Annotated in this window: 22 protein-coding genes; 15 read left to right on the top strand and 7 right to left on the bottom strand. The window is 71.4% G+C overall.

Going from position 1 to position 23,043, the window contains the following annotated elements; translation table 11 throughout:
- Window positions 1-82 precede the first annotated feature (82 nt).
- The 5 genes from lpdA to ku form a co-directional block, all read right to left on the bottom strand.
- The gene (gene lpdA, locus LZ604_RS16720; protein WP_234515913.1) at window positions 83-1,483 is read right to left on the bottom strand and encodes a dihydrolipoyl dehydrogenase; all 1,401 of its coding nucleotides are present in this window, start codon (window positions 1,481-1,483) and stop codon (window positions 83-85) included.
- 56 nt (window positions 1,484-1,539) lie between these two features.
- Window positions 1,540-2,991 (bottom strand): purine-cytosine permease family protein, encoded by a 1,452-nt coding sequence (locus LZ604_RS16725; RefSeq protein ID WP_234515914.1) that lies wholly within the window; start codon window positions 2,989-2,991, stop codon window positions 1,540-1,542.
- A 183-nt stretch (window positions 2,992-3,174) separates the two neighbouring features.
- The gene (locus tag LZ604_RS16730) at window positions 3,175-5,466 is read right to left on the bottom strand and encodes an FUSC family protein (protein ID WP_234515915.1); all 2,292 of its coding nucleotides are present in this window, start codon (window positions 5,464-5,466) and stop codon (window positions 3,175-3,177) included.
- A gap of 297 nt (window positions 5,467-5,763) precedes the next feature.
- Window positions 5,764-6,216, bottom strand: coding sequence for an ANTAR domain-containing protein (locus LZ604_RS16735; RefSeq protein ID WP_308283596.1), 453 nt, complete (start codon window positions 6,214-6,216; stop codon window positions 5,764-5,766).
- Window positions 6,217-6,253: 37 nt separating this feature from the next.
- On the bottom strand, window positions 6,254-7,243 hold the full coding sequence (gene ku, locus LZ604_RS16740; RefSeq protein ID WP_234515916.1) for a non-homologous end joining protein Ku: 990 nt from the start codon (window positions 7,241-7,243) through the stop codon (window positions 6,254-6,256).
- A gap of 309 nt (window positions 7,244-7,552) precedes the next feature.
- On the opposite strand from ku, the gene LZ604_RS16745 reads away from it, so the two are divergent.
- From LZ604_RS16745 to pqqB, 7 genes are all read left to right on the top strand, one after another.
- On the top strand, window positions 7,553-8,755 hold the full coding sequence (locus LZ604_RS16745) for an EfeM/EfeO family lipoprotein (RefSeq protein WP_234515917.1): 1,203 nt from the start codon (window positions 7,553-7,555) through the stop codon (window positions 8,753-8,755).
- Window positions 8,752-9,981 (top strand): iron uptake transporter deferrochelatase/peroxidase subunit, encoded by a 1,230-nt coding sequence (gene efeB / locus LZ604_RS16750; protein WP_234515918.1) that lies wholly within the window; start codon window positions 8,752-8,754, stop codon window positions 9,979-9,981. The genes LZ604_RS16745 and efeB overlap by 4 nt, the downstream gene beginning before the upstream one ends.
- A gap of 178 nt (window positions 9,982-10,159) precedes the next feature.
- On the top strand, window positions 10,160-12,001 hold the full coding sequence (locus LZ604_RS16755; RefSeq protein WP_234515919.1) for a phospholipase C: 1,842 nt from the start codon (window positions 10,160-10,162) through the stop codon (window positions 11,999-12,001).
- 179 nt (window positions 12,002-12,180) lie between these two features.
- Entirely contained in the window at window positions 12,181-13,155 is a 975-nt protein-coding gene (locus LZ604_RS16760; RefSeq protein ID WP_234515920.1) for an AsnC family transcriptional regulator, read from the top strand.
- A 156-nt stretch (window positions 13,156-13,311) separates the two neighbouring features.
- Window positions 13,312-13,713 (top strand): SseB family protein, encoded by a 402-nt coding sequence (locus tag LZ604_RS16765; RefSeq protein WP_234515921.1) that lies wholly within the window; start codon window positions 13,312-13,314, stop codon window positions 13,711-13,713.
- Window positions 13,714-13,829: 116 nt separating this feature from the next.
- Entirely contained in the window at window positions 13,830-14,951 is a 1,122-nt protein-coding gene (locus LZ604_RS16770) for a hypothetical protein (protein WP_234515922.1), read from the top strand.
- Between the two features lie 60 nt (window positions 14,952-15,011).
- Complete coding sequence (pqqB, locus tag LZ604_RS16775; protein ID WP_234515923.1) at window positions 15,012-15,896, top strand: pyrroloquinoline quinone biosynthesis protein PqqB; 885 nt, start codon at window positions 15,012-15,014, stop codon at window positions 15,894-15,896.
- A gap of 2 nt (window positions 15,897-15,898) precedes the next feature.
- On the opposite strand, the gene LZ604_RS16780 is transcribed toward pqqB, so the two are convergent.
- Both LZ604_RS16780 and LZ604_RS16785 read right to left on the bottom strand, forming a co-directional pair.
- A complete protein-coding gene (locus tag LZ604_RS16780; RefSeq protein ID WP_234515924.1) occupies window positions 15,899-16,303 on the bottom strand; it encodes a MarR family winged helix-turn-helix transcriptional regulator in 405 nt (134 codons plus the stop codon).
- 97 nt (window positions 16,304-16,400) lie between these two features.
- Complete coding sequence (locus tag LZ604_RS16785; RefSeq protein ID WP_234515925.1) at window positions 16,401-16,751, bottom strand: VOC family protein; 351 nt, start codon at window positions 16,749-16,751, stop codon at window positions 16,401-16,403.
- Between the two features lie 255 nt (window positions 16,752-17,006).
- Between LZ604_RS16785 and LZ604_RS16790 the strand changes: the two genes are divergently transcribed.
- From LZ604_RS16790 to LZ604_RS16825, 8 genes are all read left to right on the top strand, one after another.
- Window positions 17,007-17,294: a helix-turn-helix domain-containing protein gene (locus LZ604_RS16790; protein ID WP_234515926.1), complete on the top strand. Its 288-nt coding sequence runs from the start codon at window positions 17,007-17,009 to the stop codon at window positions 17,292-17,294.
- A 67-nt stretch (window positions 17,295-17,361) separates the two neighbouring features.
- Window positions 17,362-18,327 (top strand): SMP-30/gluconolactonase/LRE family protein, encoded by a 966-nt coding sequence (locus LZ604_RS16795; protein ID WP_234515927.1) that lies wholly within the window; start codon window positions 17,362-17,364, stop codon window positions 18,325-18,327.
- A 222-nt stretch (window positions 18,328-18,549) separates the two neighbouring features.
- Window positions 18,550-19,026 (top strand): fluoride efflux transporter CrcB, encoded by a 477-nt coding sequence (crcB, locus tag LZ604_RS16800; protein ID WP_234515928.1) that lies wholly within the window; start codon window positions 18,550-18,552, stop codon window positions 19,024-19,026.
- A 35-nt stretch (window positions 19,027-19,061) separates the two neighbouring features.
- The gene (locus LZ604_RS16805; RefSeq protein WP_234515929.1) at window positions 19,062-19,442 is read left to right on the top strand and encodes a DUF190 domain-containing protein; all 381 of its coding nucleotides are present in this window, start codon (window positions 19,062-19,064) and stop codon (window positions 19,440-19,442) included.
- Window positions 19,443-19,451: 9 nt separating this feature from the next.
- On the top strand, window positions 19,452-19,829 hold the full coding sequence (gene crcB / locus LZ604_RS16810; protein ID WP_234515930.1) for a fluoride efflux transporter CrcB: 378 nt from the start codon (window positions 19,452-19,454) through the stop codon (window positions 19,827-19,829).
- Window positions 19,830-19,911: 82 nt separating this feature from the next.
- Window positions 19,912-20,745, top strand: a complete 834-nt coding sequence (locus LZ604_RS16815) for an undecaprenyl-diphosphate phosphatase (protein ID WP_234515931.1) — start codon at window positions 19,912-19,914, stop codon at window positions 20,743-20,745.
- Window positions 20,746-20,922: 177 nt separating this feature from the next.
- Entirely contained in the window at window positions 20,923-21,600 is a 678-nt protein-coding gene (locus LZ604_RS16820; protein ID WP_234516135.1) for a FadR/GntR family transcriptional regulator, read from the top strand.
- A complete protein-coding gene (locus tag LZ604_RS16825; RefSeq protein ID WP_234515932.1) occupies window positions 21,597-23,039 on the top strand; it encodes an amino acid permease in 1,443 nt (480 codons plus the stop codon). The genes LZ604_RS16820 and LZ604_RS16825 overlap by 4 nt, the downstream gene beginning before the upstream one ends.
- Window positions 23,040-23,043 lie beyond the last annotated feature (4 nt).

Here is a 23,043-nt window from a genome sequence, read left to right on the forward strand (position 1 = left end):
CGCCTGCGCCGTCCCGGCCCCCGGCGGTGAGGAGCCCGGCGGCGGACGGCCGCCGGGCAGGGCGCTTCCCGAAGCGCGGGACCTACATGTTGATCATGTGTCCGGCCAGGCCGTGGACGGCCTCCTTGACCGCCTCGCCGAGCGTGGGGTGCGCATGGACGTTACGGGCGACCTCGTGGACGGTCAGGTCCCACTGCTGGGCCAGCGTGAGCTCCGGAAGCAGTTCGGTGACCTCCGGGCCGATCAGATGGGCCCCCAGCAGCTCTCCGTGTGTGCCGTCGCTGACGATCTTCACAAAGCCGACGGGCTGTCCCAGACCATGGGCCTTTCCGTTGGCGGTGAACGGGAACCTCACCACCCGGACGTCGAATCCCCGCTCGCGCGCCTGCGCCTCCGTCCAGCCGAAGCTGGCGATCTGCGGCTGACAGTAGGTGGCCCGCGGAATCATGGTGTAGTCCAATTCCATGGTTTCCGCGTCCGCTATGGTCTCGGCAGCCACGATGCCCATGGACTCGGCGGCATGCGCGAGCATCAGCTTGGCGGTCACGTCCCCGATCGCGAAGATGTGCGGCACGCTGGTCCGGCAGCGTCCGTCGACGTCGACGGCTCCGCGCTCGGTGAGGCGTACCCCGGTGTTCTCCAGACCGTAGCCCGTGACGTTCGGGGCGAAGCCGATGGCCTGGAGCACCTTGTCCGTCTCCAGGACCCGGCGCTCACCGCCCTTGTCGACGGTGACGCGAACCCGCGGGCCGGAGTCGTCGATGCTCTCGACGGCGGTACCCGTGAGGACCTCGATGCCGAGCTTTCGGTAGTGCTTCGCCAGCTCCTTGGAGATCTCCTCGTCCTCCAGCGGGACCATACGGTCGAGGAACTCGACGATGGTCACGTCCACGCCGTAGCTGCGCAGCACATACGCGAACTCCACGCCGATCGCGCCCGCACCGGCGATGACGATGCTGCCCGGCAGGGTGTCGCTGAGGATCTGGCTCTCGAAGGTGACCACCCGCTCCGACAGCGCGGTGCCGGGAAGAAGCCGGGGGCTCGCGCCGGCCGCCAGAATGCAGTGACCGAACGTCACCGCTTCGGTGCTGCCGTCCGGGAAGGTCACCACCAGGGTGTGGTCGTCGGTGAAGACGCCGCGCCCCTCGAACGTGGTGATGGCGTTCTTCTTCATCAGATAGTGAACGCCCTTGACCCGGCCGTCGGCGACCTTGCGGCTGCGCTGGTAGGCGACCCCGTAGTCGGCGGAGACCTCCCCGCCCAGACTGATCCCGTACGCCTTGGCCTCGTTCGTCACGAAATGAACCATCTCGGCGTTGCGCAACAGGGCCTTGGAGGGGATACAGCCCACGTTGAGGCAGACACCACCCCAGTACCGCTCCTCGACCACCGCGGTGGACAGGCCGAGTTGTGCGCTGCGGACCGCGGCGGTGTAACCCCCGGGCCCCGCCCCCAGAACAAGAACATCGAAGTGTTGACTCACAAGGCACTGATCCTTCTCCGATGCGCCCCGGCGCGCAACCGTCCGGCTCGTCCGGGTCAGGGTTCGCGGTGCTCGTGCGCCGCCTGCTCCAGCCCCTCCGCCTCTGCCTCGGCCAGCCGTTGTTCGGCCTCCACGTCGATCGAGCGGGTCAGCAGCCAGTAGAGCAGCGCGGCGACCGGCAGCCCGACGAACAGGGAGATGTCCGCACCGCCGAGTGCGCGGGCGGCGGGCCCGACGTAGAGATCGCCCACGGAGAAGAACGGCACCATGACGGCGAAGCCCACCAGGTAGGCGACGATGCCGTGCAGGCCCCAGCGCCCGTAGATCCCACGGGGATTGAAGATCTCGGCGACGGCGTAGTGGCCGCGGCGCACCACGTAGTAGTCCATGAGGTTCACCGCGGTCCACGGGATGAACAGATAGAGCACCAGCAACAGGAAGTCGCCGAAGTTCTGGAGGAAGTGGGACGTGGCGGCGAGGGCGCCGACGAGAGAGAGCGCCGCGGTGAGACCGAGGGTCACCAGGCGTACGGCGAGTGTCGGCCGCACCCTCGTGAACGAGTCGATACCGCTGATGAGCGTCAGCGATCCGCCGTACATGTTCAGCGCGGTCACGGACACCAGGCCCAGGGCGGCGAACAGCAGCACGATCGCGCCGAAGCCGCTGAACACCGTGTCGCCCGCCGCGTCGATCGAGCGGATCGTCTCGAAGCCCTTGCCCGCCCAGGCGGCGAGCAGCGCCCCGAGGGTCATCAGCCAGACACCACCGAGCGCCGAGCCGAAGTAGGTCCAGTAGAACGTCCTGCGGACCGTCACGTCCGGCGGAAGGTAGCGCGAGTAGTCCGAGACGTAGATGGCCCAGCTGATCTGGTAGCCGGCGACCACGCCGAACTGGGCCAGGAACGGCGTCCACCGGAAGCCGCCGAGGTCGAACGAGCCCGGCGGGTAGCGCAGATTGAGCAGGACGCCCACGGTGAAGATCCCGAAGACGACGAGGAAGGTGTACGTCAGGATCCGCTCGGCCCGGTGGATGACGTCGTAGCCCACCAGCGCGATCACGAGGGCGACCACGGTGACCACGACCACCCACAGCTTGACACCGCCGTGCAGCGTGGTGTGCAGCGCATCGCCCGCCAGGATCGTGTTGAAGACGTTGAACCCCGCGTACTGAACATAGGCGAAGAGCCACACCAGCAGGGCCCCGACATAGCCGAACTGGGGCCGCGACTGGATCATCTGGGGCAGACCGAGCTGAGGGCCCTGGGCCGAGTGGAAGGCCATGAAGAAGGTGCCGATGACGGTTCCCCCCACGATCGCGACGAGCGACCAGAGGAGGTTGCCGCCCGCGGTGATGCCGATCAGACCCACCGCGAGGGTGGCGATCTGCGCGTTCGACATGAACCACAACGGCCCCAGATGCCACAGCTTGCCGTGCCGTTCGTCCAAGGGGACGTAGTCGATGGACCGGACCTCCAGGCCCGGCACCCCGGGCTCCGATGCTGTGGTCATGAGGCCTCCCGGATGCCGGTCCATCCCTGCGGCCACATTCGACCCCCGAGTGTCACAGGTCAAGGCCACCGACAGCACGGAACGTCCGCTGTGTTCCGGTGGTCCTGCCCTACGGCGTCCGCGTTCCCGCCTCGCCTTCCGCGGCGGGCCCGGCGTGACGTGTGCCGGCGGGTGAGGGCACGGTCAGGACGGACCGTCCCCCCGTACCGCGGCGGCCAGGCCCGGCTGGAGACGGCGTGCGGCGTCGAGATGGTCGGCGGTCCAGACGATGCGGACCGCCGTGCCCGCGGCCGGCCTGTATCCACCGCCCAGATCACGGCGGATCGAGGCGACCAGACCCGCGTCGGCCGCGGTACTGCGCGGCAGCGGATCCGGGACGGCGGTGCGGCGGTCCAGGGAGGCGGCCAGCGTCCCGTACCAGTCGGAGACCCGCTTGGCGGCACCCAGCAGGACGAGGCAGGCGTCGGCGCGGTCCGCCGCGCTGGGCCGTTCGCTCTGCCACAGTCCCAGCACCGCGTCCGCGGCGAGGCGCAGCCCGACCACCCCGGTGACCAGGGTCGTCATGGGCGCGAGAGGCATGGGTTTCGGGCCGCGTTCGGCGAGGTAGCCGCGGAAGGCGTCGTCGAGCCGTCGGGCGGCCGCCGCGGCCTGCCGCCTCTCCCGCTGCGGATCCGAGGCCGGTGCGGGTCCCGTCCCGCACCGGCCGACTGCATACTTCACCGCGCCGCTCAGATAGCGGGTGCTGTCCGTGTAGGCCGCCGCGAGGGCCCGGTCGATGGCGGCCGCGGCGCCGCGCGGCCAGAACAGCAGGCCGACCAGGACGCTCACCGCGCAGCCCAGGGCGATGTCCTGGACCCGCAGCAGTGCGACGTGCCAGTTCGGCCGGTGGCCGATGTTGAACAGGACGACGATGGTGACGGTGAAGGCGGCCTGACCGGCGGCGAACGAGATCGCGGCGGGGGCGACCCCGGCCAGCAGCACGGCGAGGGGCAGCAGGAACCACAGCAGCGTGCCGTGATGGCCGATGAGGTGCAGCAGTCCTGACCCGATGAGTGAACCGGCGACCGTGCCGCCCACGGCGCGCAGCGCCTTCTGCCCGGTGCTGAGCGCGTTGGAGCGCAGCACCGACAGGGTGCCGAGGAGCACCCAGAAGGAGTGCTGAAGGCCCGTGGCATGGGCGATGAAGACCGCGATTCCGAGACCGAGCGCGCCCCGCAGGCTGTTGTGCAGCCAGACCGAGTGCGGTTCGAGGTGGGCGGCGGCGCGGTCGCGGGCCGCCGCCAGCGGTGAGACGGCGGTGCCGGGCTCACGGCCGAACAGACGCTCCGGCCAGCTGCGCTGCGCGGCCGCCGCCGCCAGGTCGACGTTGCCCGCGATCTGGAGGGTCGCGAAACCGAGCTCCTGGGCGCGGAACGACTGGTCCAGGGTGCCGAGGAAGGAGCGGACCTCCGTCGGGGTGGCGGGTCCCGGCAGGTGCACGGGCAGCCGCGTGGTGGCGCTGTGCTCCATGGCGGTCATGGCCTGGCGCAGGCCGGCCACCGCGGCGCGCAGCGCGTCGGGCGGTCCGTGCGGATCGTCGAGCAGGTCGGCCGCCCGCTCCAGGACCAGGGCGGCGCCCCGCCGGACGGCCAGGGCGTCCGGGTCGCGCGCCGGACGTCCCTCGGACGGGTCGCGCGCCGGACGTCCCTCGGACGGGGGACCACTGTCGGCCACGATGCCGCAGAGCCAGGTCAGTTCGTCGACCAGTCGGACGAGAGCGCGGGAGTCTGCGCTCAGGCCGGTGGGCCGGTAGGTGGTGGCGTCGAAGGCGCTGCGCAGGTCGGACGTCGCGGCGGTCTGAGCGGCCCGATCCGCGGTGGCCCGGCACGGGTCGCTGCCCGGCGCGTCCGAGCGCAGGGTCGCCGCGGCCGCGCGGCAGACACGGGCGGCGGGCGCGCTGAGCGGGTCCGCGGCGGGCCGGGGCCACAACAGGGAGATCGCGAGCACGGCGGCGGCCGCCGCGAGCCCCGCTCCGGCGAGCCGTTCGGGCAGCTGCGAGTTCGGTGTGGGCGAGGTCACCGGGAGGACGTAGGCGAGCAGCAGTGCGGTCGTCGCCCCCGCGAGGACGGAGCTGACCACGCCCGAGAAGAGCACCAGGAAGCCGACCAGGACCGTCGTGGCGATCGCGAGCCAGGTGATGTGGGCCACCACCGTGCCGAGGCAGATGAGCACCATCCAGGCCAGCGCCAGGCCCACCTGAGCGCGCAACCGCTGCACCATGGGACCGGTGAAATCCACCAGCAGCAGCATCGAGAACGAACCGAACGCCGCGAAGGTGGCCATCGTCGCCGAGCCGATCACCTGGCCGCACAGGGCGAACAGGGCCGGCAGCACCAGTGCGGCGCGCACGGCCCGGCGGGTTGCCGCCAGCTCCGGATCGTGGGCCCGAAGCCACTTTGTGGCCCGGCCCGGCCGGATGCGGCCCGGTGTCCGCATGCGCTCACACCCTCCGTTGCGTCGCCCATGGGCCGCGTGCCCCGACGACATGCCGAGTATCCGCCGGGCACGGGCACCGAGGGGCGCTGCCGTGCGCCGAGTCGAGAGGGAGGGGGGCCGGTCGAGTGATACGGCAGACCCGCCACCCCTCCCGGCCCCGGGGGCCCCTGTCCGCTCGGACTCCCGGCTTGGCCGGTGAGGTGCGCGTTCCGGAAGCGGTGCAGAACTCCCTGGCGGGAGAGCGCTCTCCGGGGCCCCGGAGCTGACGATGCGTCAGTACGGCCGGCGGGACGACCCCTACCCCCGGGCGGTCTCGGGGTCCGTCGGCTCGGCCGCGTGAGAGCAGATTCTGTATCGCTCGAGCGCCATGGCCAGCTCGTTCGCCAGGGGCTCCGGCAGGGCACCGCCCTGCGCGCACTTCAGGATGTGTTCCGCGACGACACGGAGCTTGGTGTTCGTACGCTGCGAGACGTCGCGCAGGACACGCCAGGCCTCTTCCGGTGCGATCCGGCCGAAGACGACCACGGCGCCCATGGCCTGGTCGATGAGGGCGTGCGAGGAGACGGCCTGGCGCAGCTGTGCGTTCTCCTCGAGAAGCCGCTCGTACTCCAGTGCCAGGTCGGTGGCGGACAGCAGTCGTAGAGGGTGCTGATGGGATATAGCGAAGAACGCCATGGTGTCTTCCCTGGTCGAGCGGGCGGTCGCGGTTACAGCTTCCCCCACGTCGACGTCGTAGACGAATCGGATCAAGTCTCCTGCGCGAGGGCGGAGCGGGCCCCGCCGTCGCCTAGGCGCTGCGCGGCCGGCGGGCCGTCTTCTTCGCCGCGGTCTTCTCGGCCGCAGCCTTTTTCGTCGTCTTCTTGGTGGCCTTCTTCGCGGTCTTCCCGGCCGTGGTCTTCCCGGCCGCGGCCTTCCCCGCGGGCGCCTTCTTCGCCGTCTTCCCGGCCGCGGTCTTCGCCGGCAGCTCGTGGACCTCGGCCTCCGCCCCCTCGCCACGGGACGCCTTCGCCTGGGCCACCGACTCCCGGAGCGCGGTCATCAGATCCAGCACGGCACCGGCCCCGGCTTCCGGCTCCGGCGCCTCGGGCGGCGCGTGTCCCTCCCGCTTGGCCTCGATCACCTGCTCCAGCGCCTCCGTGTAGTGGTCGACGAAGTCCGGGCCCTCGAGACCCTCCCGGGTCATGCGCTCGATCAGGTGCTCGGCCTCGGCGATCTCGTCGTCGGAGAGCCGGACCTCCCCCGGAGACAGCGCCCCGGCATCCCGGATCTCGTCCGGCCAGCGCATCGCATGCAGCACGATCGCCTCCTCCCGGACACGCAGCAGTCCGAGCCGTTCCCGGCCGTGCCAGGCGAACTTCGCCACCGCCACCCTGGACGCCCTCTCCAGTGCCTTGCGCAGCAGCGCGTACGGCTTCGCGGCGACCGTGCCCGAGGCCTGGAGGTAGTAGCCCTCGCCGACCCGGATCGGGTCGATCGACTCCGCCGGTACGAACGCCACGATCTCGATGGCCCTCGCCGTCGGCAGGGGCAGCTCCCGCAACTCCTCGTCCAGGACGGCGACGACCTGGTCCCGGGAGATCTCGTACCCCTTGCCGATCTCCTCCTGCGGGACCTCACGGTCCTCGATCTCGCAGTACTTGCGCACACGGACCCGCCCCATGTCCCGAAGGTGGTACTGGTGGAAGCGCACGCTGTGGTCCTCGGTCGCGGGGACCACATTGATCGGGATCGTGACCAGGCCGAAGCTGATCGCTCCTGACCAGATGCTCCGGGGCATCGCATACCTCTCCGTGACGTGCCCCGAGGCCACCAGCCTACGAAGGGCCCCGGCGGGCGGCACGGCGAGGCGCTCCACCGGAGGACCGGCGCACAGGACCCCGCTCGCCGCGAACGCCACGCCGGGCCGACCCGGGCGGCTCGGGCCCGTCGGCGAGCGCGCGGTGAACCGCCGGGGAAATCTTGGTGTCCGTCCCCGTCCGTGGGCCGTTGGGGCGCCGGGTGCTGCCTAGCATGAGGCGACCGCGCCGGTGCCCCACGGCACCCGGTCGTGATCGCGTTCGCACGTCGTCCAGGGAGGCGCTGAGGAATGCCGGTGCCCGGCCTCGGCTCACGGCCGGCCCGACTCCGGGCGGCCGCCGGTGTGCTCCTGCTGCTCGCCCTGGTGGCGGCGCTGCTCGTCACCGTTTTCGCGCCGGGCCGTCGCACCCGGACCTCCGCCGACGGGCTCCCGCACACCACCGTCGAGGTCTCGCCGGGCGGCTGCGGCCGCGGCTGGAGCCGCCCGGTTCCCGGTCTCCAGGTCTTCGAGCTGCACAACACCTCCGGCGGCGCCGCCGAGGTGTACCTCGAGGACGCCCGCACCCGTGCCGTGTACGCGGAGTTGGAAGGACTCGGTCCCGGCACCACCCGGCCGCTGACCGTCCGCCTCGGCGCCGGCCCGTACGCCTTCACCTGTCTGCCCGACGACGCATCCGCCGTCACCGGCCCCACCGTCCGCATCGCCGCGGGAACGCCGGGGCCCGCGGCGCCGCCGGTCACCGAACACGATCTGATCCCTCTCGCCATCGACTACCAGAGCTGGGTCGCCCACGGCCTGGACGAGGTCGTCCGGCTCACCGGACGGCTCCTGGACGCCGTGGACCGGGGGGACCTCGACGGAGCCCGCAGGGCCTGGCTCCCCGCGCACCTCGCCTATGAGCGGCTGGGAGGGGCGTATGACGCCTTCGGTGACGCGGACGGGCGGATCAACGGTACGGACGCGGGATTGCCGGGCGGGGTCCACGACCCGTCCTTCACCGGGTTCCACCGCATCGAGTACGGGCTGTGGCACGGACAGTCCGCCGACCGCTTGCGCGGCCCGGCGAGCGCCCTGGTCACAGCGGTCCGCGCCCTGCGCGCCGTGTGGGCGCAGACCCGCATGGACCCGGCGCAGCTGGGTCTTCGGGCGCACGAGATCCTGGAGAACACCGTGCAGTTCGAGCTGACCGGGCGCACCGACTACGGCAGCGGAAGCAACCTCGCCACCGCCCGTGCGGGCCTCGACGGCACCCGCGCCGTGCTCTCCCGGCTGCACCCCCTGCTGGTCACGCGCGACTCCGGGCTGCCCGCCCTCGAGCGGGAGCTGGACCGGGCCGAACGCACTTTGGACGGCTTCCGTCACGGCGGCCACTGGACCCCCCTCGACCGTCTGGACCGCGCACCGCGCGAACAGGCCGACGCGGTCATCGGCGACCTGGTCGAGCGGCTCGCCCCGGTGGCGACGCTCTGCGATCCCCGGAGGACGGTATGACCACGCCGCCAGCCACGAGCGGCGTCGGGCGGCGCGGCTTCCTGCGCGGGGCGGCCCTGGCGGGTGCCGGACTCGCCGCCGGTGGCGGCGCGGCCCCGGTCGGCGGCGAGGGCACGGTGGCGCCATCCGTCGCCCCCTTCCACGGCCCGCGCCAGCAGTCGGTGCTCGCCGCCCCGCGCCGGTTCTCCGCGTTCACCGCCTTCGACGTGACCGCCGGCAGCCGCCGGGAACTCGCCGATCTCCTGCGCACCCTCACCGAGCGCGCCCGTTTCCTGACCTCCGGCGGCACGCCCCCGCCCCTCGGCATCACGGGCCCGCCCTCCGACTCCGGCATTCTGGGCGGCCAACTCCCCTCCGGCGCACTGGCGGTGACCGTCGGTGTCGGCGCCGCGCTCTTCGACGGCCGCTTCGGCCTGGCCGCCCGCCGTCCGCTGCGGCTGACGGCCATGCCCGCCTTCCCCGACGACGACCTGAGGCCCGAGTGGTGCCACGGCGACCTCAGCCTCCAACTGCACGCCGACGACCCCGACACCGTGCTGCACGCCCTGCGGGACATCGCCCGCCACACCCGCGGCGGTATGCAGGTCCGCTGGCGTCTCGACGGGTTCAGCAGCCCGCCGCGCCCCTCGGGCACCCCCCGCAATCTGCTGGGCTTCAAGGACGGCACCGCCAACCCCGACCCGGCCGACACGCGCGCGATGGACCGCCTGGTGTGGGTGGGGCGGGGCATGGGCGAGCCGGACTGGGCGGTCGGCGGCAGCTACCAGGTCGTACGGCTGATCCGGATGCTCGTGGAGTTCTGGGACCGGGTCTCGCTCACCGAGCAGGAACGGATGTTCGGCCGGGCTCGGGAGTCCGGTGCGCCCCTCGACGGGAACGCCGAGCACGACACCCCCGACTACCCGAACGACCCCAAGGGTGACGTCATCCCTCTGGACAGCCACATACGTCTGGCCAACCCGCGTACGGCGGCCACGGCCGACCAGCGGATCCTGCGCCGCGCCTACAACTACGACGCGGGCACGGACCGCAACGGCAACCTCGACATGGGCCTGCTGTTCTGCTGCTACCAGCAGGACCTCACCCGCCAGTTCGAAACCGTCCAGCGCCGCCTCGCGGGTGAGCCCCTCGCCGACTACATCTCGCCGTTCGGCGGCGGCTACTTCTTCGCGCTCTCCGGCGTGCGTGACGCGGCGGACTGGTTCGGACGCGCCCTGCTGGGCTGAACCTGTCCGGACAACCGGCCGGGCCTCCTTGGTCAATACACGGTCAAGGTTTCCTCCGGCTTCCCTGACCCGCTGTTCATGCACACGCCATCAACGCTCCGCCGCGGTGCCGCCCGGCGGGCGGAGCATCCCTGACGGTATGGCGGAACGACGAATCGTGCCCGGAAGGTGAACCACCATGGCCAGCAGAGGAAGTCGAGCATCGATGCGGAGCCTCGGCGCGCTCGCGGGAGCCGCAGCGCTCACGGTCCTCGGCGCGCAGGCGCCCGCCTGGGCCGCCGCGCCCGACCACGGCCGCACGCCCTCGACGGCCACACCCATCAAGCACGTGGTCGTCCTGTTCGGCGAGAATGTGTCCTTCGACCACTACTTCGCGACCTATCCGAAGGCCGCCAACACCGACGGCACCAGGTTCACGGCGTCCAGGAACACCCCCAAGGACGTCGACAACCTGCGCACCGCCGGGCTGCTGACGAAGAACCCCAACCAGTACGCGCCCAAGCGGCTGACCCCGTCCCAGGCCATGACCTGCGACCAGAACCACGCCTACGGGCCCGAGCAGTACGCGTACGACGGCGGGAAGAACGACCTATTCGTGCAGAACACCGACTCGGGCAAGTGCTCCGGCACCCTGTTCGGCGAGCCGGGCCTGGTCATGGACTACTACGACGGCAACACTGTCACGGCGCTGTGGAACTACGCCCAGCACTATGCCCTGAACGACCGCTCCTTCAGCTCGGTCTACGGCCCCTCCACACCCGGCGCACTCAACCTGATCTCCGGTCAGACGCACGGTGTCGTCTCCATGGACCCCGCCTCCGGCACCGAGAACCCCAAGCGGACCGCCGCACCGGACAAGTACACCGTCCAGTCGCCCGACGCCAAGGGCGTCGGCACGGTCGTCAACGACCCCGACCCGGCCTACGACGACTGCTCCGGCAAGGACCACACCGGCAAGAACGCGGTCGCCTCGATGCAGGGCCGCAACATCGGCGACGTGCTCAACGCCAAGAAGATCACGTGGGGTTGGTTCCAGGGCGGCTTCCGGCCGTCCACCGCGTGGGACGGCAAGCAGGACCACTACGCCAAGTGCGACACCACGCACACCAACGTGGGCGGCGCCGCGGTGGTCGACTACAGCCCCCACCACTCGCCGTTCGAGTACTACAAGTCGACGTCCAACCCGCACCACCTGGCGCCCGGGAGCGTCGACGAGATCGGCCACAGCGGCCGGGCGAACCACAACTACGACCTGACCGACTTCGACGCGGCCCTCAAGGCCGGCAAGCTGCCCGCCGTCAGCTTCGTCAAGGCCCCGGAGTACCAGGACGGTCACGCCGCCTACTCCGACCCGACCGACGAGCAGCACTTCCTGGTCGGGCAGATCAACGCGATCCAGAAGTCGCCGCAGTGGAAGTCGACCGCTGTCGTCGTCGCGTACGACGACTCCGACGGCTGGTACGACCACGCCTACGCCAAGCCGCGCAACGGCTCCAAGGACACCTCGACCGGCTCCAACGGCAAGGCCACCGACAGCCCCGCCTGCCAGGCCGGTCCCGCGGCCGCCGGCGGCTACGCGGACCGCTGCGGGCCCGGTACCCGTCAGCCCCTGCTCGTGGTCTCCCCGTACAGCAAGGTCAACAAGATCGACCACACGCTCACCGACCAGTCCTCGATCATCTGCTTCGTCGAGGACAACTGGCACACCGGCCGCATCGGTGACCACTCGTTCGACGCGACGGCGGGTTCCCTCGCGGGCATGTTCGACTTCCGGCACCCCAGCAACAAGCAGGTGCTGCTGAACGCCGACGGCTCGGTGAAGTCGGTCGGTCCGATCCGCCCCGTCAAGGCGGTCGCCACCAGCATCGTCCCGGGACCGGCCATGCAGAACACGGCGGCGGCCACGGACGCCCCGTCCATCCCGGCCGTCCCCGTGGGCATCGGGACGGGCGCACTCGTGGCGGTCGGCGCGACGGGCACCTACCTCACCCTGCGCCGCAGGGAGCGCCGTAACGCCTGACGCGGCACGTATACGACGTGCGGTGGCCCCGGTCATGCCGGGGCCACCGCACGCGGCTCTCACCGACTGCCGGTGACGGGCTCGCACTCCGCCGCCGGCATCTCCACCAGCTGCCGGTGCAGGCCCTCCGGCGTCACGGACCTCCGTGGGAGGGGCACAAGTGAGCGATACTGCCATGTATGGCGCGGCAAACGGCGCACCACGTGCTCGACGAGCGCGATCAGCGGCTGATCGCGGCGCTCCAGTGCGACGGGCGGCTGACCGCCGAGCGGGCGGGCGAGGTCCTCGGCATCAGCCCGCGGAGCGCGCACCGGCGCTGGGGGGCCCTGATCGCCGACCGTGCCTGCCGGGTGATCGCAATGCCCGCCAGGCCGGACTCGGTCGGCGCCCTGTTCCTCCGGATCCGGGTGCTCGGCGGCAGGCTGGACGCGCTCACCGCCGCGCTGGCGGCCCGCTCCGACGTCGCGTTCATCGATGTGTCGGCGTCCGGCGACGAGATCCTCGCCATCTCGTGCACGCGCCCCGGCACCCGGGACCACCTGGTGTTCCGTGATCTGCCCGCCACCCGGTCCGTCACCTCGGTCAGCGCGGACACCGTGCTGCACGTGTTCGCCGAGGCGTCGGACTGGCGGCACTCCGTCCTCAGCGACGCCGAGCGCGCGGCGCTGACACCGGTACGGCGGCCGGATGCCGCGGCGGGGGCGGCGGACGCCGTCGACCGCGACATCCTCGCCGCGCTGGAGGACGACGCCAGGGCGTCGGCGGCGGCCGTCGCCGCCCGCACGGGCCATCCCGACTCCACGGTCCGGCGCCGGATCGCCCGGCTCTCCCGCACCGGCCGCCTGCTGACCCATGTCGTGGTCGATCCGAAGCGGCTCGGCCTGTTCGTCGACGCCGACGTCATGATGCGCGTCGCGCCCGACCGCCTCGACTCGGTGGGGCGTGCGCTCGCGGCCCACCCCGCCGTGCACGGCGCGTTCGCCACCACGGGCACGTCCAATCTGCAGGTCGCGGTCTGGCTGCGCGACCTGGAAGACCTCTACCGGTTCGTCACCCGGGACCTCGGTGGACTGGGAGTCGACGGCACGGAGACCGTGCTCGTCGGCCACGCCGTCAAACGCCCGGGGAAGGGACCGGCCGGCCCGGCCGCGTGAGCCCCCGGACACCGGACCGGACCTTCTCCGGCCGGGACCTGCCGATCCCGGCCGTCGCGGTATGCATGGCCCGGTCCCGGGCGGGTACGTGACGGGGACGCGCTGTCCGGAGCCGTTGGTTCCGGGCGCCCGCCCGCCACTACCTGGGGATTTGCCATGGACACACCCGAGAACACCCACCGCCCCACCCCGGCGCAGGCGGCGCTGGACATCCTCGCGGTGGACGTCGCCGACACCGATGCGCTGGACACGCTGGCCGAAAGCGATGTGCTCGTCCCCGTGCCGGACGACGCCACGGAGGAGGACGCCACCAATCCCAACGCCGTGGCGCTGCCCGTCCTGGAGCAGCCGGACGGCGAGCAGACGGTGCCCGTGTTCACGTCCGAGACGGAGATGGCCGATCTGCTGCCCTTCGTCTCGCGCTACCGGCTGGTACCGCTCGGCGCGCTGGCCTCCCAGTGGCCCACCGACGACCTCACGCTCACCATCGACGCCGCCTCGCCGCACGGCCTGACGCTCAACCCCGACGGGATACGCACGCTGCTGGCCCGGCCGTAGCGTGACCGCCCGGCCAGGGCCGCGCACCACGCCTGCCCGCGCCCGCCCAGGCCCTCTGCGGCGCCGTACAGGGCGCGCCCCACCGGGACGCACCGGGCGGGCCTCACAATGACGCCATGAGATGGATCTCCGGCGTGGTCGGCGTACTGCTCCTCGGGGCCGTCATCGCAAGCCTCCTGCGCACTCTGGTGGTGCCGCGCGGCCTGTATTCGGCGCTCGTGCACCGGTGGTGGCGGGCCCTGCGACGTCTGCTGCGGCTGGGGGCCCTCAGCGGCGGCTACCAGGCCATCGACCGTACGCAGACCTGGCTCGGCCCGCTGATCCTGATGAGCATGCTCGGGACCTGGCTCGGCGGGGCCCTCGTGGGTTACGGGCTGCTGCTGCACGCCCTGTCCACGCTGAATTGGGCCAATTCCTTCCGCGAGGCGGGATCCAGCCTGTTCACGCTCGGCTTCGCCAGCGGTCACCGGCTGCACCTGTCCGCCGTGGACTTCCTGGCGGCGGCCACGGGGCCCCTCGTCATCGCCCTCCAGATCGCGTACCTGCCCACCCTGTACGCCGCCTACAACCGCCGCGAGCTGGAGGTGACCCTCCTGCAGTCCCGGGCCGGCGAACCCTCCTGGGGCCCGGAGATCCTCGCCCGGCAGTGGCTGGTCCAGACCGAGACCGCGCTGTCCGAGCTCTACCGGGCCTGGGAGCGGCTGGCCTCGGACATCGGTGAGAGCCACTCCACCTACCCGGTGCTGATGTCGTTCCGTTCGCCCAGCCCCCACCGGCACTGGCTGGTCGGGCTGCTCTCCGTGATGGACGCGGCGGCCATGCAGCTCTCGCTGGCCCCGGGGACGGCGCCGCCGGAGGCCCGGCTGGTGCTGCGGGCCGGCTTCACCGCTCTGCGTGACATCGCCCGCTCGCTGCGGTTGCCGTTCGACATGGACCCGGCGCCGAACGCGCCGGTCCACCTCACCTTCGCGGAGTTCGAGGCAGCCGTGACCATGGTGGAGGCGGCGGGCTTCCCCTCCGAGCGGACGGCCGCGGAGGCCTGGCCGCACTTCCACGGCTGGCGCGTCAACTACGAGGCGATCGCCTTCGAGCTGTGCCGTCGCTCCGACGCCGTACCCGCCCTGTGGACGGGCCCGCGCGACTTCACCACCGCCCCCGTCCCGCCGCGGCGCCCGGTGGACCGGCAGCCCGGCGACGGCGGCGAAGGTCGGCTGGAACTGCCCCCCAGGGCGGGGTAGCCCCGGCCCGTGCGGCGGGGAAGATCCCAGGGAGTGGCCCGACAAGGGAGGGGAACGGTCGTGAGGGTCGTCCTGCTGGGTACAGCCGCCGCGGGCGGCTTCCCGCAGTGGAACTGCGCGTGCGCGCTCTGCACCGCCGCCCGCGACGGCAAACTGCCCTCCCGCAGTCAGGAGTGTGTCGCCGTCACCGGCAACTCGCGCGACTGGTGGCTGCTGAACGCCTCACCCGACCTCCGCACCCAACTGGCGTCCGCTGCCCCGCTCTGGCCCGGTCCGGCGCCCCGGGACACCCCGGTCAAAGGCGTGCTGCTGACGGACGCGGAGGCCGATCACGCCATGGGCCTGGGCGTGCTGCGCGGGGGCGCCGATCTGAAGGTGTATGCCGGACCGCCGGTCCTGGCCGCGCTGGCGCCCCTGCGTGCGGTGCTCGGCCGCTACACCGGGTGGGAGTGGGCCGACGCCCTGACCGACGGCGGCTTCGTCCTGGCGGGCGGACTGGTCGTCACCGCGCACACGGTGGGCACCAAGGCGCCCGGGTATGTCGCCGGAGCCGCTGCGGAGGAGTCCTGGGTGATCGCATACCGCATCGAGGACCTGGCCACCGGCGGGGTCCTGCTGTACGCGCCGTGTGTGGCCGCCTGGTCGCAGGCACTGGACGATCTGCTGGCGACGGCGGACTGCGCGCTGCTGGACGGCACGTTCTACGCCGCCGACGAGATGGGCGGCGCGGTGCGCGGCGAGGCGGTCCAGGCGGCCGCGGGGCACCTGCCGGTGGCGGGCGCGCAGGGCAGTCTGCCGCATCTCGCCCGCCACCCCGGCCCCCGGCGGATCTACACCCACCTCAACAACGGCAATCCGCTGCTCGACCCGGCGTCGGCCGCCCGGCGCCGGGTGACCGACGCCGGGGTGGAAGTCCTCGAGGACGGCGCCGAGTTGGTCCTGTGACCTCAGTCCGCGGGCGAGTCGGAGTTCAGCGTGCGGGCCAGCGCCTCGCGTTGCAGAGGCAGCACCTCGGCGTGCAGAGCTCGGCCCTTCCCGGTCAGCGCGACCCAGACCCCGCGCCGGTCCTCCTCGCACACGGAGCGCACCACCAGGCCCTCCTTCTCCAGCCGCCCGATCAGCCGGGACAGGGCGCTCTGGCTGAGATGGACGCGGCCGGCGAGGTTCTGCACCCGGCACAGGTCGCCGTGCGCGGCCGTCTCGGCGGCCAGGATGTCGAGCACCTCGAAGTCGCTGGCGCCGAGCCCGTGCGGGTGCAGTACCCGGTCGATCTCGCAGAGGGTGCGGGCGTGCACGGACAGAATGTCCCGCCACCGTTCCTCGAGCCGGGCACCGGCCGTTTTCGCTGCCATACCCGCACGGTAACAGAGAAGCTCGCTGTTATTTACTGTGCAACTAGTGTGTCTGCAAGCGACGTGGCCCCCGGCGGGGCGGCCCGAGTGACCGGGCCTAGGCGTCCGGATCCTGGACCAGCCCCACGAGGTTGCCGTCCGCGTCCTTCACCGAGGCGATCAGCTTTCCGCCGCCGACGTCCTGGACGTCCTGGAGCAGCTCGGCCCCGGCTTCCAGCAGGGCGGCCAGGCGCGTCCGGATGCCCGCCACATGCCAGTAGGGCACCGGGCCGGTCATCCCCTTGGCATGGCCGTTCGGATCGAGGCCGATCTCCTGTCCGGCGGCCCTGAACCCGACGTAGTACGGCTCGTCCGCATAGGGCTCCACCTCCAGCAGGGCACTGAACACGGCCTTCGCGCGGGCGAGGTCCTTGACGGGATAGATGATCGTCTTGACGCCGGTGGTCATGGCGTACTCCTCCGGGATGCGGGATGCGCGGACCGACGTCCTCCGTCGGTGTCTTCACGCTAAGGCGGGGGAGCACGCGAGGGCTTCTCCAAAACTGACCGGTCGTGCCCGGGGATCCGAAATGGACAGGGCCCGGTCCGTGTGCCCGCACGCGTGTCGCAGCGCAGGTCCTGCCCACTTCGGCCCGTTCGTACCTCGGCCCGGCCATCCCCGGCAGGCCACAGTGGTCGGGAGGGCGGGCACAGAGGGGACGAGATGCTGAAGACACCCGTGAGCGAGCGACGGATGCGGATTCTGGAGTGGCTGAAGGACCCGGTCGCGCACTTCCCGCCGCAGCGGCACGGCGACCTCGTCGAGGACGGCGTCACGGTGGCGGCCGTCGCCGAGAGGCTCGCCGTGCCCCGGTCCGTCGCCGCCACCGATCTGCGGATCCTCGCCGCCATCGGCCTGCTGCGCATGAAGAGGATCCGGCGGCGGACCTACTACCGCCGGGACGATCTCCGTATCACCGAGGTTGCCCGCTTGTTCGAGAAGGGGTGGTAGACGAGGAGCCGCGTGGGTACGCACCTGCGAGGATGGGCTGCCCCAAGACGGCGAAGGACGGGCGCACATGGACTCTCGCACCACTCTCGTCGCACGCCGGTACGTCGCGATCGGGGGCCGGGGGCCCGAGGACGTGGTCGCCGACGCGCGCGGGCGGGTGCTGACCGGTGTGGAGGACGGGCGGATCCTGCGCCTCGACGGACTCGCCGACCCGGCCCGCACACGCGTCGAGGTGCTCGCCGAGACCGGCGGCCGGCCCCTCGGCCTGGAACTTCTGCCGGACGGCGGTCTCTTGGTGTGCGACGCCCGTCGTGGGCTGCTGCGCGTGGCGCCCGACGACGGCACCGTGCGCGTCCTCGCCGACTCGGTGGCGGGGGAGCCGCTGCGGTTCTGCAGCAACGTGGTCGGCCTCTCCGACGGCACGATCTGCTTCACCGTCTCCAGTCGCCGCCATCCCCTGGAACACTGGATCGGCGACGTGGTCGAGCACTCCGGAACAGGACGGCTGCTGCGCCTCGCCCCCGGCTCCGACCGTCCGGAGGTGCTGGTGGAGGGCTTGCAGTTCGCCAACGGCCTCGCTTGCGGCAAGGACGAGTCCTTCCTGGTCGTGGCCGAGACCGCAGCCCGCCGCCTGAGCCGCTACTGGCTGGCCGGACCGCGCGCCGGCCGCTGCGAGCCCTTCGTCGAGGATCTGCCGGGGATGCCCGACAACCTGTGGCGTGCGGGGGCCGACGGGCCGCTCTGGGTGGCCCTCGCCGGACCCCGCGTCCCCGCCCTGGACCTGCTGCACCGTGCCGCGCCGGATGTGCGCCGTGCCGCCGCCCGGCTCGCGGTGCGCGCCCCGTACCGCCCCGCCGCCATGGCCGGCGCGCTCGCGGTCGACGACGAGGGCCGCATCCGTCACCGTCTCATGCGCCACCGTTCCGGCTTCCGGATGACCACCAGCGTCTGTGTCGCCGGGGGACAGCTGGTGCTCGGCAGCCTCTGGGAACGGGGCGTCGCGGTGTGCGAACCGCCGCCCGACGCCGCCTGACCGGGCCGGGGCCCGCGCGCCGGGTGCCCCGCGGTCCCCGCCCCATCTGGGTGCGGGCCCGTAGCGCACCGGGTTACCCTGTTCCCCGGCCGCGGTCACGTCCTGCGGCGCGGTGGTGGGGCCCGCCGTACCCGAACCGCGGCAGTGCCGCCGCCAACGGTCCCTACTTGCGATCGAGCGAGCCCGTCCGGCAGGGCCCCGGCGAGTAGGAGACGTACGTCCATGAGAGTCCCGCACCCCCAGAGCGCCGACCGGGCCGGTGATGCCGTGCCCCGGCCCGCGAGCAGGCCGTCGCTCTGGCACCAGCAGGGGCCCGTGGTGGCGGTCGTCGCCCTCGGCGGCGCCCTCGGCGCCACGGCCCGCTACGCCGCGTCACTGCTCTGGCCCGCGCGGACCGGCGGATTCCCCTGGACCACCTTCGGCGTCAACCTCGTCGGCTGTGCCGTGATCGGCGTGTTCATGGTGGTGATCACCGATGTATGGGCCGCCCACCGGCTGGTGCGGCCGTTCCTCGGCACCGGCGTGCTCGGCGGTTTCACCACCTTCTCGACGTACGCCGTCGACATCCAGAGACTGGTCGACGCGGGCGAGCCGCGCACCGCGCTCGCCTACCTGGTCGCGACCCCGGCCGGGGCCCTCGCGGCCGTATGGCTCGGTATGACGGCCGCGCGCAGGCTCCTGGCGTGGCGGCAAGGGTGAACGAAACCACGAGGCGACGCCCCGGGGAGGCGGCGATGACACGACTGACCGGCAGGGCCCTGCGGCTGACCGTCTTCATCGGCGAGCACGACCGCTGGCACCACAAGCCCCTCTACACCGAGATCGTGCACCGTGCGCACGCCGCCGGCCTGGCCGGCGCCAGTGTGTTCCGCGGCATCGAGGGCTTCGGGGCGTCCTCCCTCATCCACACCTCGCGGCTGCTGTCACTGAGCGAGGACCTGCCGGTGGCCGTGGTCGTCGTCGACACCGAGGAGCGCGTCCGCGCCTTTCTTCCGCAGCTCGACGAACTCGTCACCGAGGGGCTGGTGACCCTCGACGACTGCGAGGTGATGAGGTACGCGGGACGCGAGCAGGCCCCCGCCGACGGCGGACGGAACAGTGGACGGGAAAGGTGAGAAGTCGTTGTGAATTGGCTGCTGGTGATCATCGGCGCCATGGCCGGAGCACCCCTGCGCTATCTGACCGACCGGGCGGTGCAGCTCAGGCATGACTCCGTCTTCCCCTGGGGCACCCTTGCCGTGAACGTCACGGGATGCCTGATCCTCGGCCTGCTGACCGGAGCCGCAGCGTCCGGACACGCCTCGTCCCATCTGCAACTCCTGCTCGGAACGGGCCTGTGCGGGGCGCTGACCACCTATTCGACGTTCTCGTACGAGACCCTGCGGCTCACCGAGACCGGCGCGGGGTTCTACGCTGCCGCCAATGTCGTCGCGAGCGTGACGGCGGGCCTGGGGGCGGCCTTCGCGGGGGTCTCGATCGCCGGGGCGGTGTGGCCAGGGTAGGCGGACGTCACGCGCGCGTAGTACAAATTCCAGAGCACCACCGTCTACAGCATTGTCGACCAACTTCTCAGAACTGGATCCCATGAGCGTCATCAACGTCGGTCAGGCCGTCGTCCTCGGAGTCGTCGAGGGGGTGACCGAATTCCTCCCCGTGTCCTCGACCGGCCATCTCAAGATCACTGAGGGCCTCATGGGCATTCCCGTCGACGACCAGGCCGTCGTCGGCTTCTCGGCCGTCATCCAGGTCGGCGCGATCGCGGCCGTGCTCCTTTACTTCTTCAAGGACATCGTGCGGATCGTCTCCGCCTGGTTCCGGGGTCTGTTCGACAAGCGCGAGCGGTATCACCACGACTACAAGTTCGCCTGGTGGGTGATCGCCGCGACCGTCCCGATCGTCGTGGTGGGACTTGCCGCCAAGCCGCTGATCGACGGACCGCTCGCCTCCCTGTGGGTGGTCGCCGCCTCGCTGATCATCGGTTCCGGTGTGATGTGGGCGGCCGACCAGATGGGCCGGCACAAGCGCGGTGAGGACGACACCTCGTTCAAGGACGCGATGCTGGTCGGCAGTTCGCAGATCCTCGCCCTGCTCTTCCCCGGCTTCTCCCGGTCCGGCGCCACGATGTCCACCGCGCTCATCCTCGACCTGGACCGGGTCGCCGCCACCCGTCTGTCCTTCTTCCTCGGCATCCCGGCCCTCACCGGCGCCGGCCTCTACGAGCTGAAGGACGCCCTGGGTGCGGGGGTGGGCGCCGCGCCGCTCGCCGTCGGCACCATCGTCTCGTTCGTGGTCGCCTACGCCTCCATCGCCTGGCTGCTGAAGTTCGTCGCCAAGCACTCCTTCAACGCGTTCGTGATCTACCGGATCGTCGTCGGTGTGGCTCTGCTGGGCCTGCTCTCGACCGGTGTGCTGAGCTGATCACCGAGGGTCGTCGCTGATCGGCCCAGGGGCGGGAAGCCGGTATTCAGGCTTCCCGCCCCTCGTAAGTTTCCTTACCGTCACCCCTTGACAGTCCGCCCCGTCAGCCGGAGGATCGCATTCGTGAACCTGTCAGACAGCCAGACAGGTGGCCGGGCCCCGCGGCGCGTCAGCGCGATGGAAGCGGTGCTCCTCCACCTCCGCGGCGCCATCGAGCGCGGTGAGTACGCGATCGGTGACAAGCTCCCCTCCGAGGCCGAGCTGTGCCGCACCCTCGAGGTCAGCCGCCCCGTCCTGCGTGAGGCCCTGCGGGCCCTGCAGACCATGGGGCTGACCGTCTCGAGGACCGGCAAGGGCACCTTCGTCGTCGCGAGCGCCGTCGAGGACCCGACCTTCGGCGACTACGCGGCCAGCGATCTGCTGGAGGTGCGCCGCCACATCGAGATCCCGGTCGCCGGGTACGCGGCGGTGCGCCGCACCCCGGAGAACCTCGACCACCTGGCCCACCTCCTGGACCGGATGGAGCGCGAGACGGACACCACCGCGTGGGTCGCGATGGACACCCTCTTCCATCTCGCCGTGGCCGAGGCCGCCCAGAACCCGGTCTTCCGCCGGGTGATCGAGGAGATCCGCGACGCACTGGCGCGTCAGTCGGCCTTCCTCAACGAGCTGGGGGGCCGGCGTGAGCAGTCCAACCGCGAGCACCGGGCGATCGTGGAGGCGCTGACCGACGGTTCCGAGCACGACGCCGTGGAGGCCATGGCCCACCACCTCGACCGCGTCGAGACGACCCTCACCGACATCCTGCGCCCCGGGCGCACGGATCTCCCCACGGAAGGCGAACCAGAGGCTTGAGCGAGCAGCACCTCAAAGAAGAGACGCGCCCGTCGTCCGGTCACGTCGACGCCGGTGACGCCGGCTACAGCAAGTCCCTGAAGTCCCGGCACGTCAACATGATCGCCATCGGCGGTGCCATCGGCACCGGCCTCTTCCTCGGCGCCGGCGGCCGCCTCGCCGACGCCGGTCCGTCCCTGTTCGTCGCGTACGCGGTCTGCGGCGTCTTCGCGTTCCTCGTGGTGCGGGCGCTGGGCGAGCTGGTCCTGTACCGCCCCTCCTCCGGTGCGTTCGTGTCGTACGCCCGTGAGTTCCTCGGCGAGAAGGGGGCCTACACCGCGGGCTGGATGTACTTCCTCAACTGGGCCACCACCGGCATCGCCGACATCACCGCGGTGGCTACCTACACGCACTACTGGGGCATGTTCTCCGACATCCCGCAGTGGGTGATCGCACTGGTCGCCCTGGCCGTGGTCCTCACCGTGAACCTCATCTCGGTGAAGGTATTCGGCGAACTGGAGTTCTGGTTCGCCATCGTCAAGGTCGGTGCTCTCGTGGTCTTCATGGCGATCGCCGTCTTCCTCCTGGTGACGCGGCACCCGGTGGACGGCCACACCCCCGGCCCGTCACTGATCACCGACCACGGCGGCGTCTTCCCCAACGGCGTGCTGCCGATGCTGCTGATCATCCAGGGCGTCGTCTTCGCATACGCCTCCGTCGAGCTGGTCGGTGTCGCCGCCGGTGAGACCGAGAACCCCGAGAAGATCATGCCGAAGGCGATCAACTCGATCATGTGGCGCGTCGGCCTCTTCTATGTCGGCTCGGTCGTCCTGCTGTCGATGCTGCTCCCCTGGAACAAGTACTCGGCCGGCCAGAGCCCCTTCGTGACGGTCCTGTCCCACATCGGTGTCCCCGCGGCCGGAGGGGTCATGAACCTCGTCGTCCTCACCGCGGCCATGTCCTCCCTCAACTCCGGCCTCTACTCGACCGGCCGCATCCTGCGCTCCATGGCGGTGTCCGGCTCCGCACCGAAGTTCACCGGGATCATGAGCCGCCGCCAGGTCCCCTACGGCGGCATTCTCCTCACCAGCGGCATCTGTGTCCTCGGTGTGGGCCTCAACTTCGTGGTCCCGGCCGACGCGTTCGAAATCGTGCTGAACTTCGCGGCGATCGGCATCCTGTCCACCTGGGGCATGATCATGCTCTGCCACCTGCTCTTCTGGCGGAAGACGCGGAACGGCGAGCTCTCCCGCCCGAGCTACCGCCTGCCCGGCTCCCCGTGGACCGAGATCGTCACGCTCGGCTTCCTCGCCTCCGTGTTCGTCCTGATGTACGCCGACGGCGGCGCCGGCCGCACCACCGTGCTGTGCCTGCCGCTGATCGTGGTGGCCCTGGTGGCCGGCTGGTACGGCATACGCGGCCGGGCCGCCCGTGGCAAGTCCCCCAAGGTGAAGCTGTGAACGA

Origin of the sequence: Streptomyces glomeratus, from assembly GCF_021462825.1 — a bacterium.
Lineage (GTDB): Bacteria > Actinomycetota > Actinomycetes > Streptomycetales > Streptomycetaceae > Streptomyces > Streptomyces glomeratus.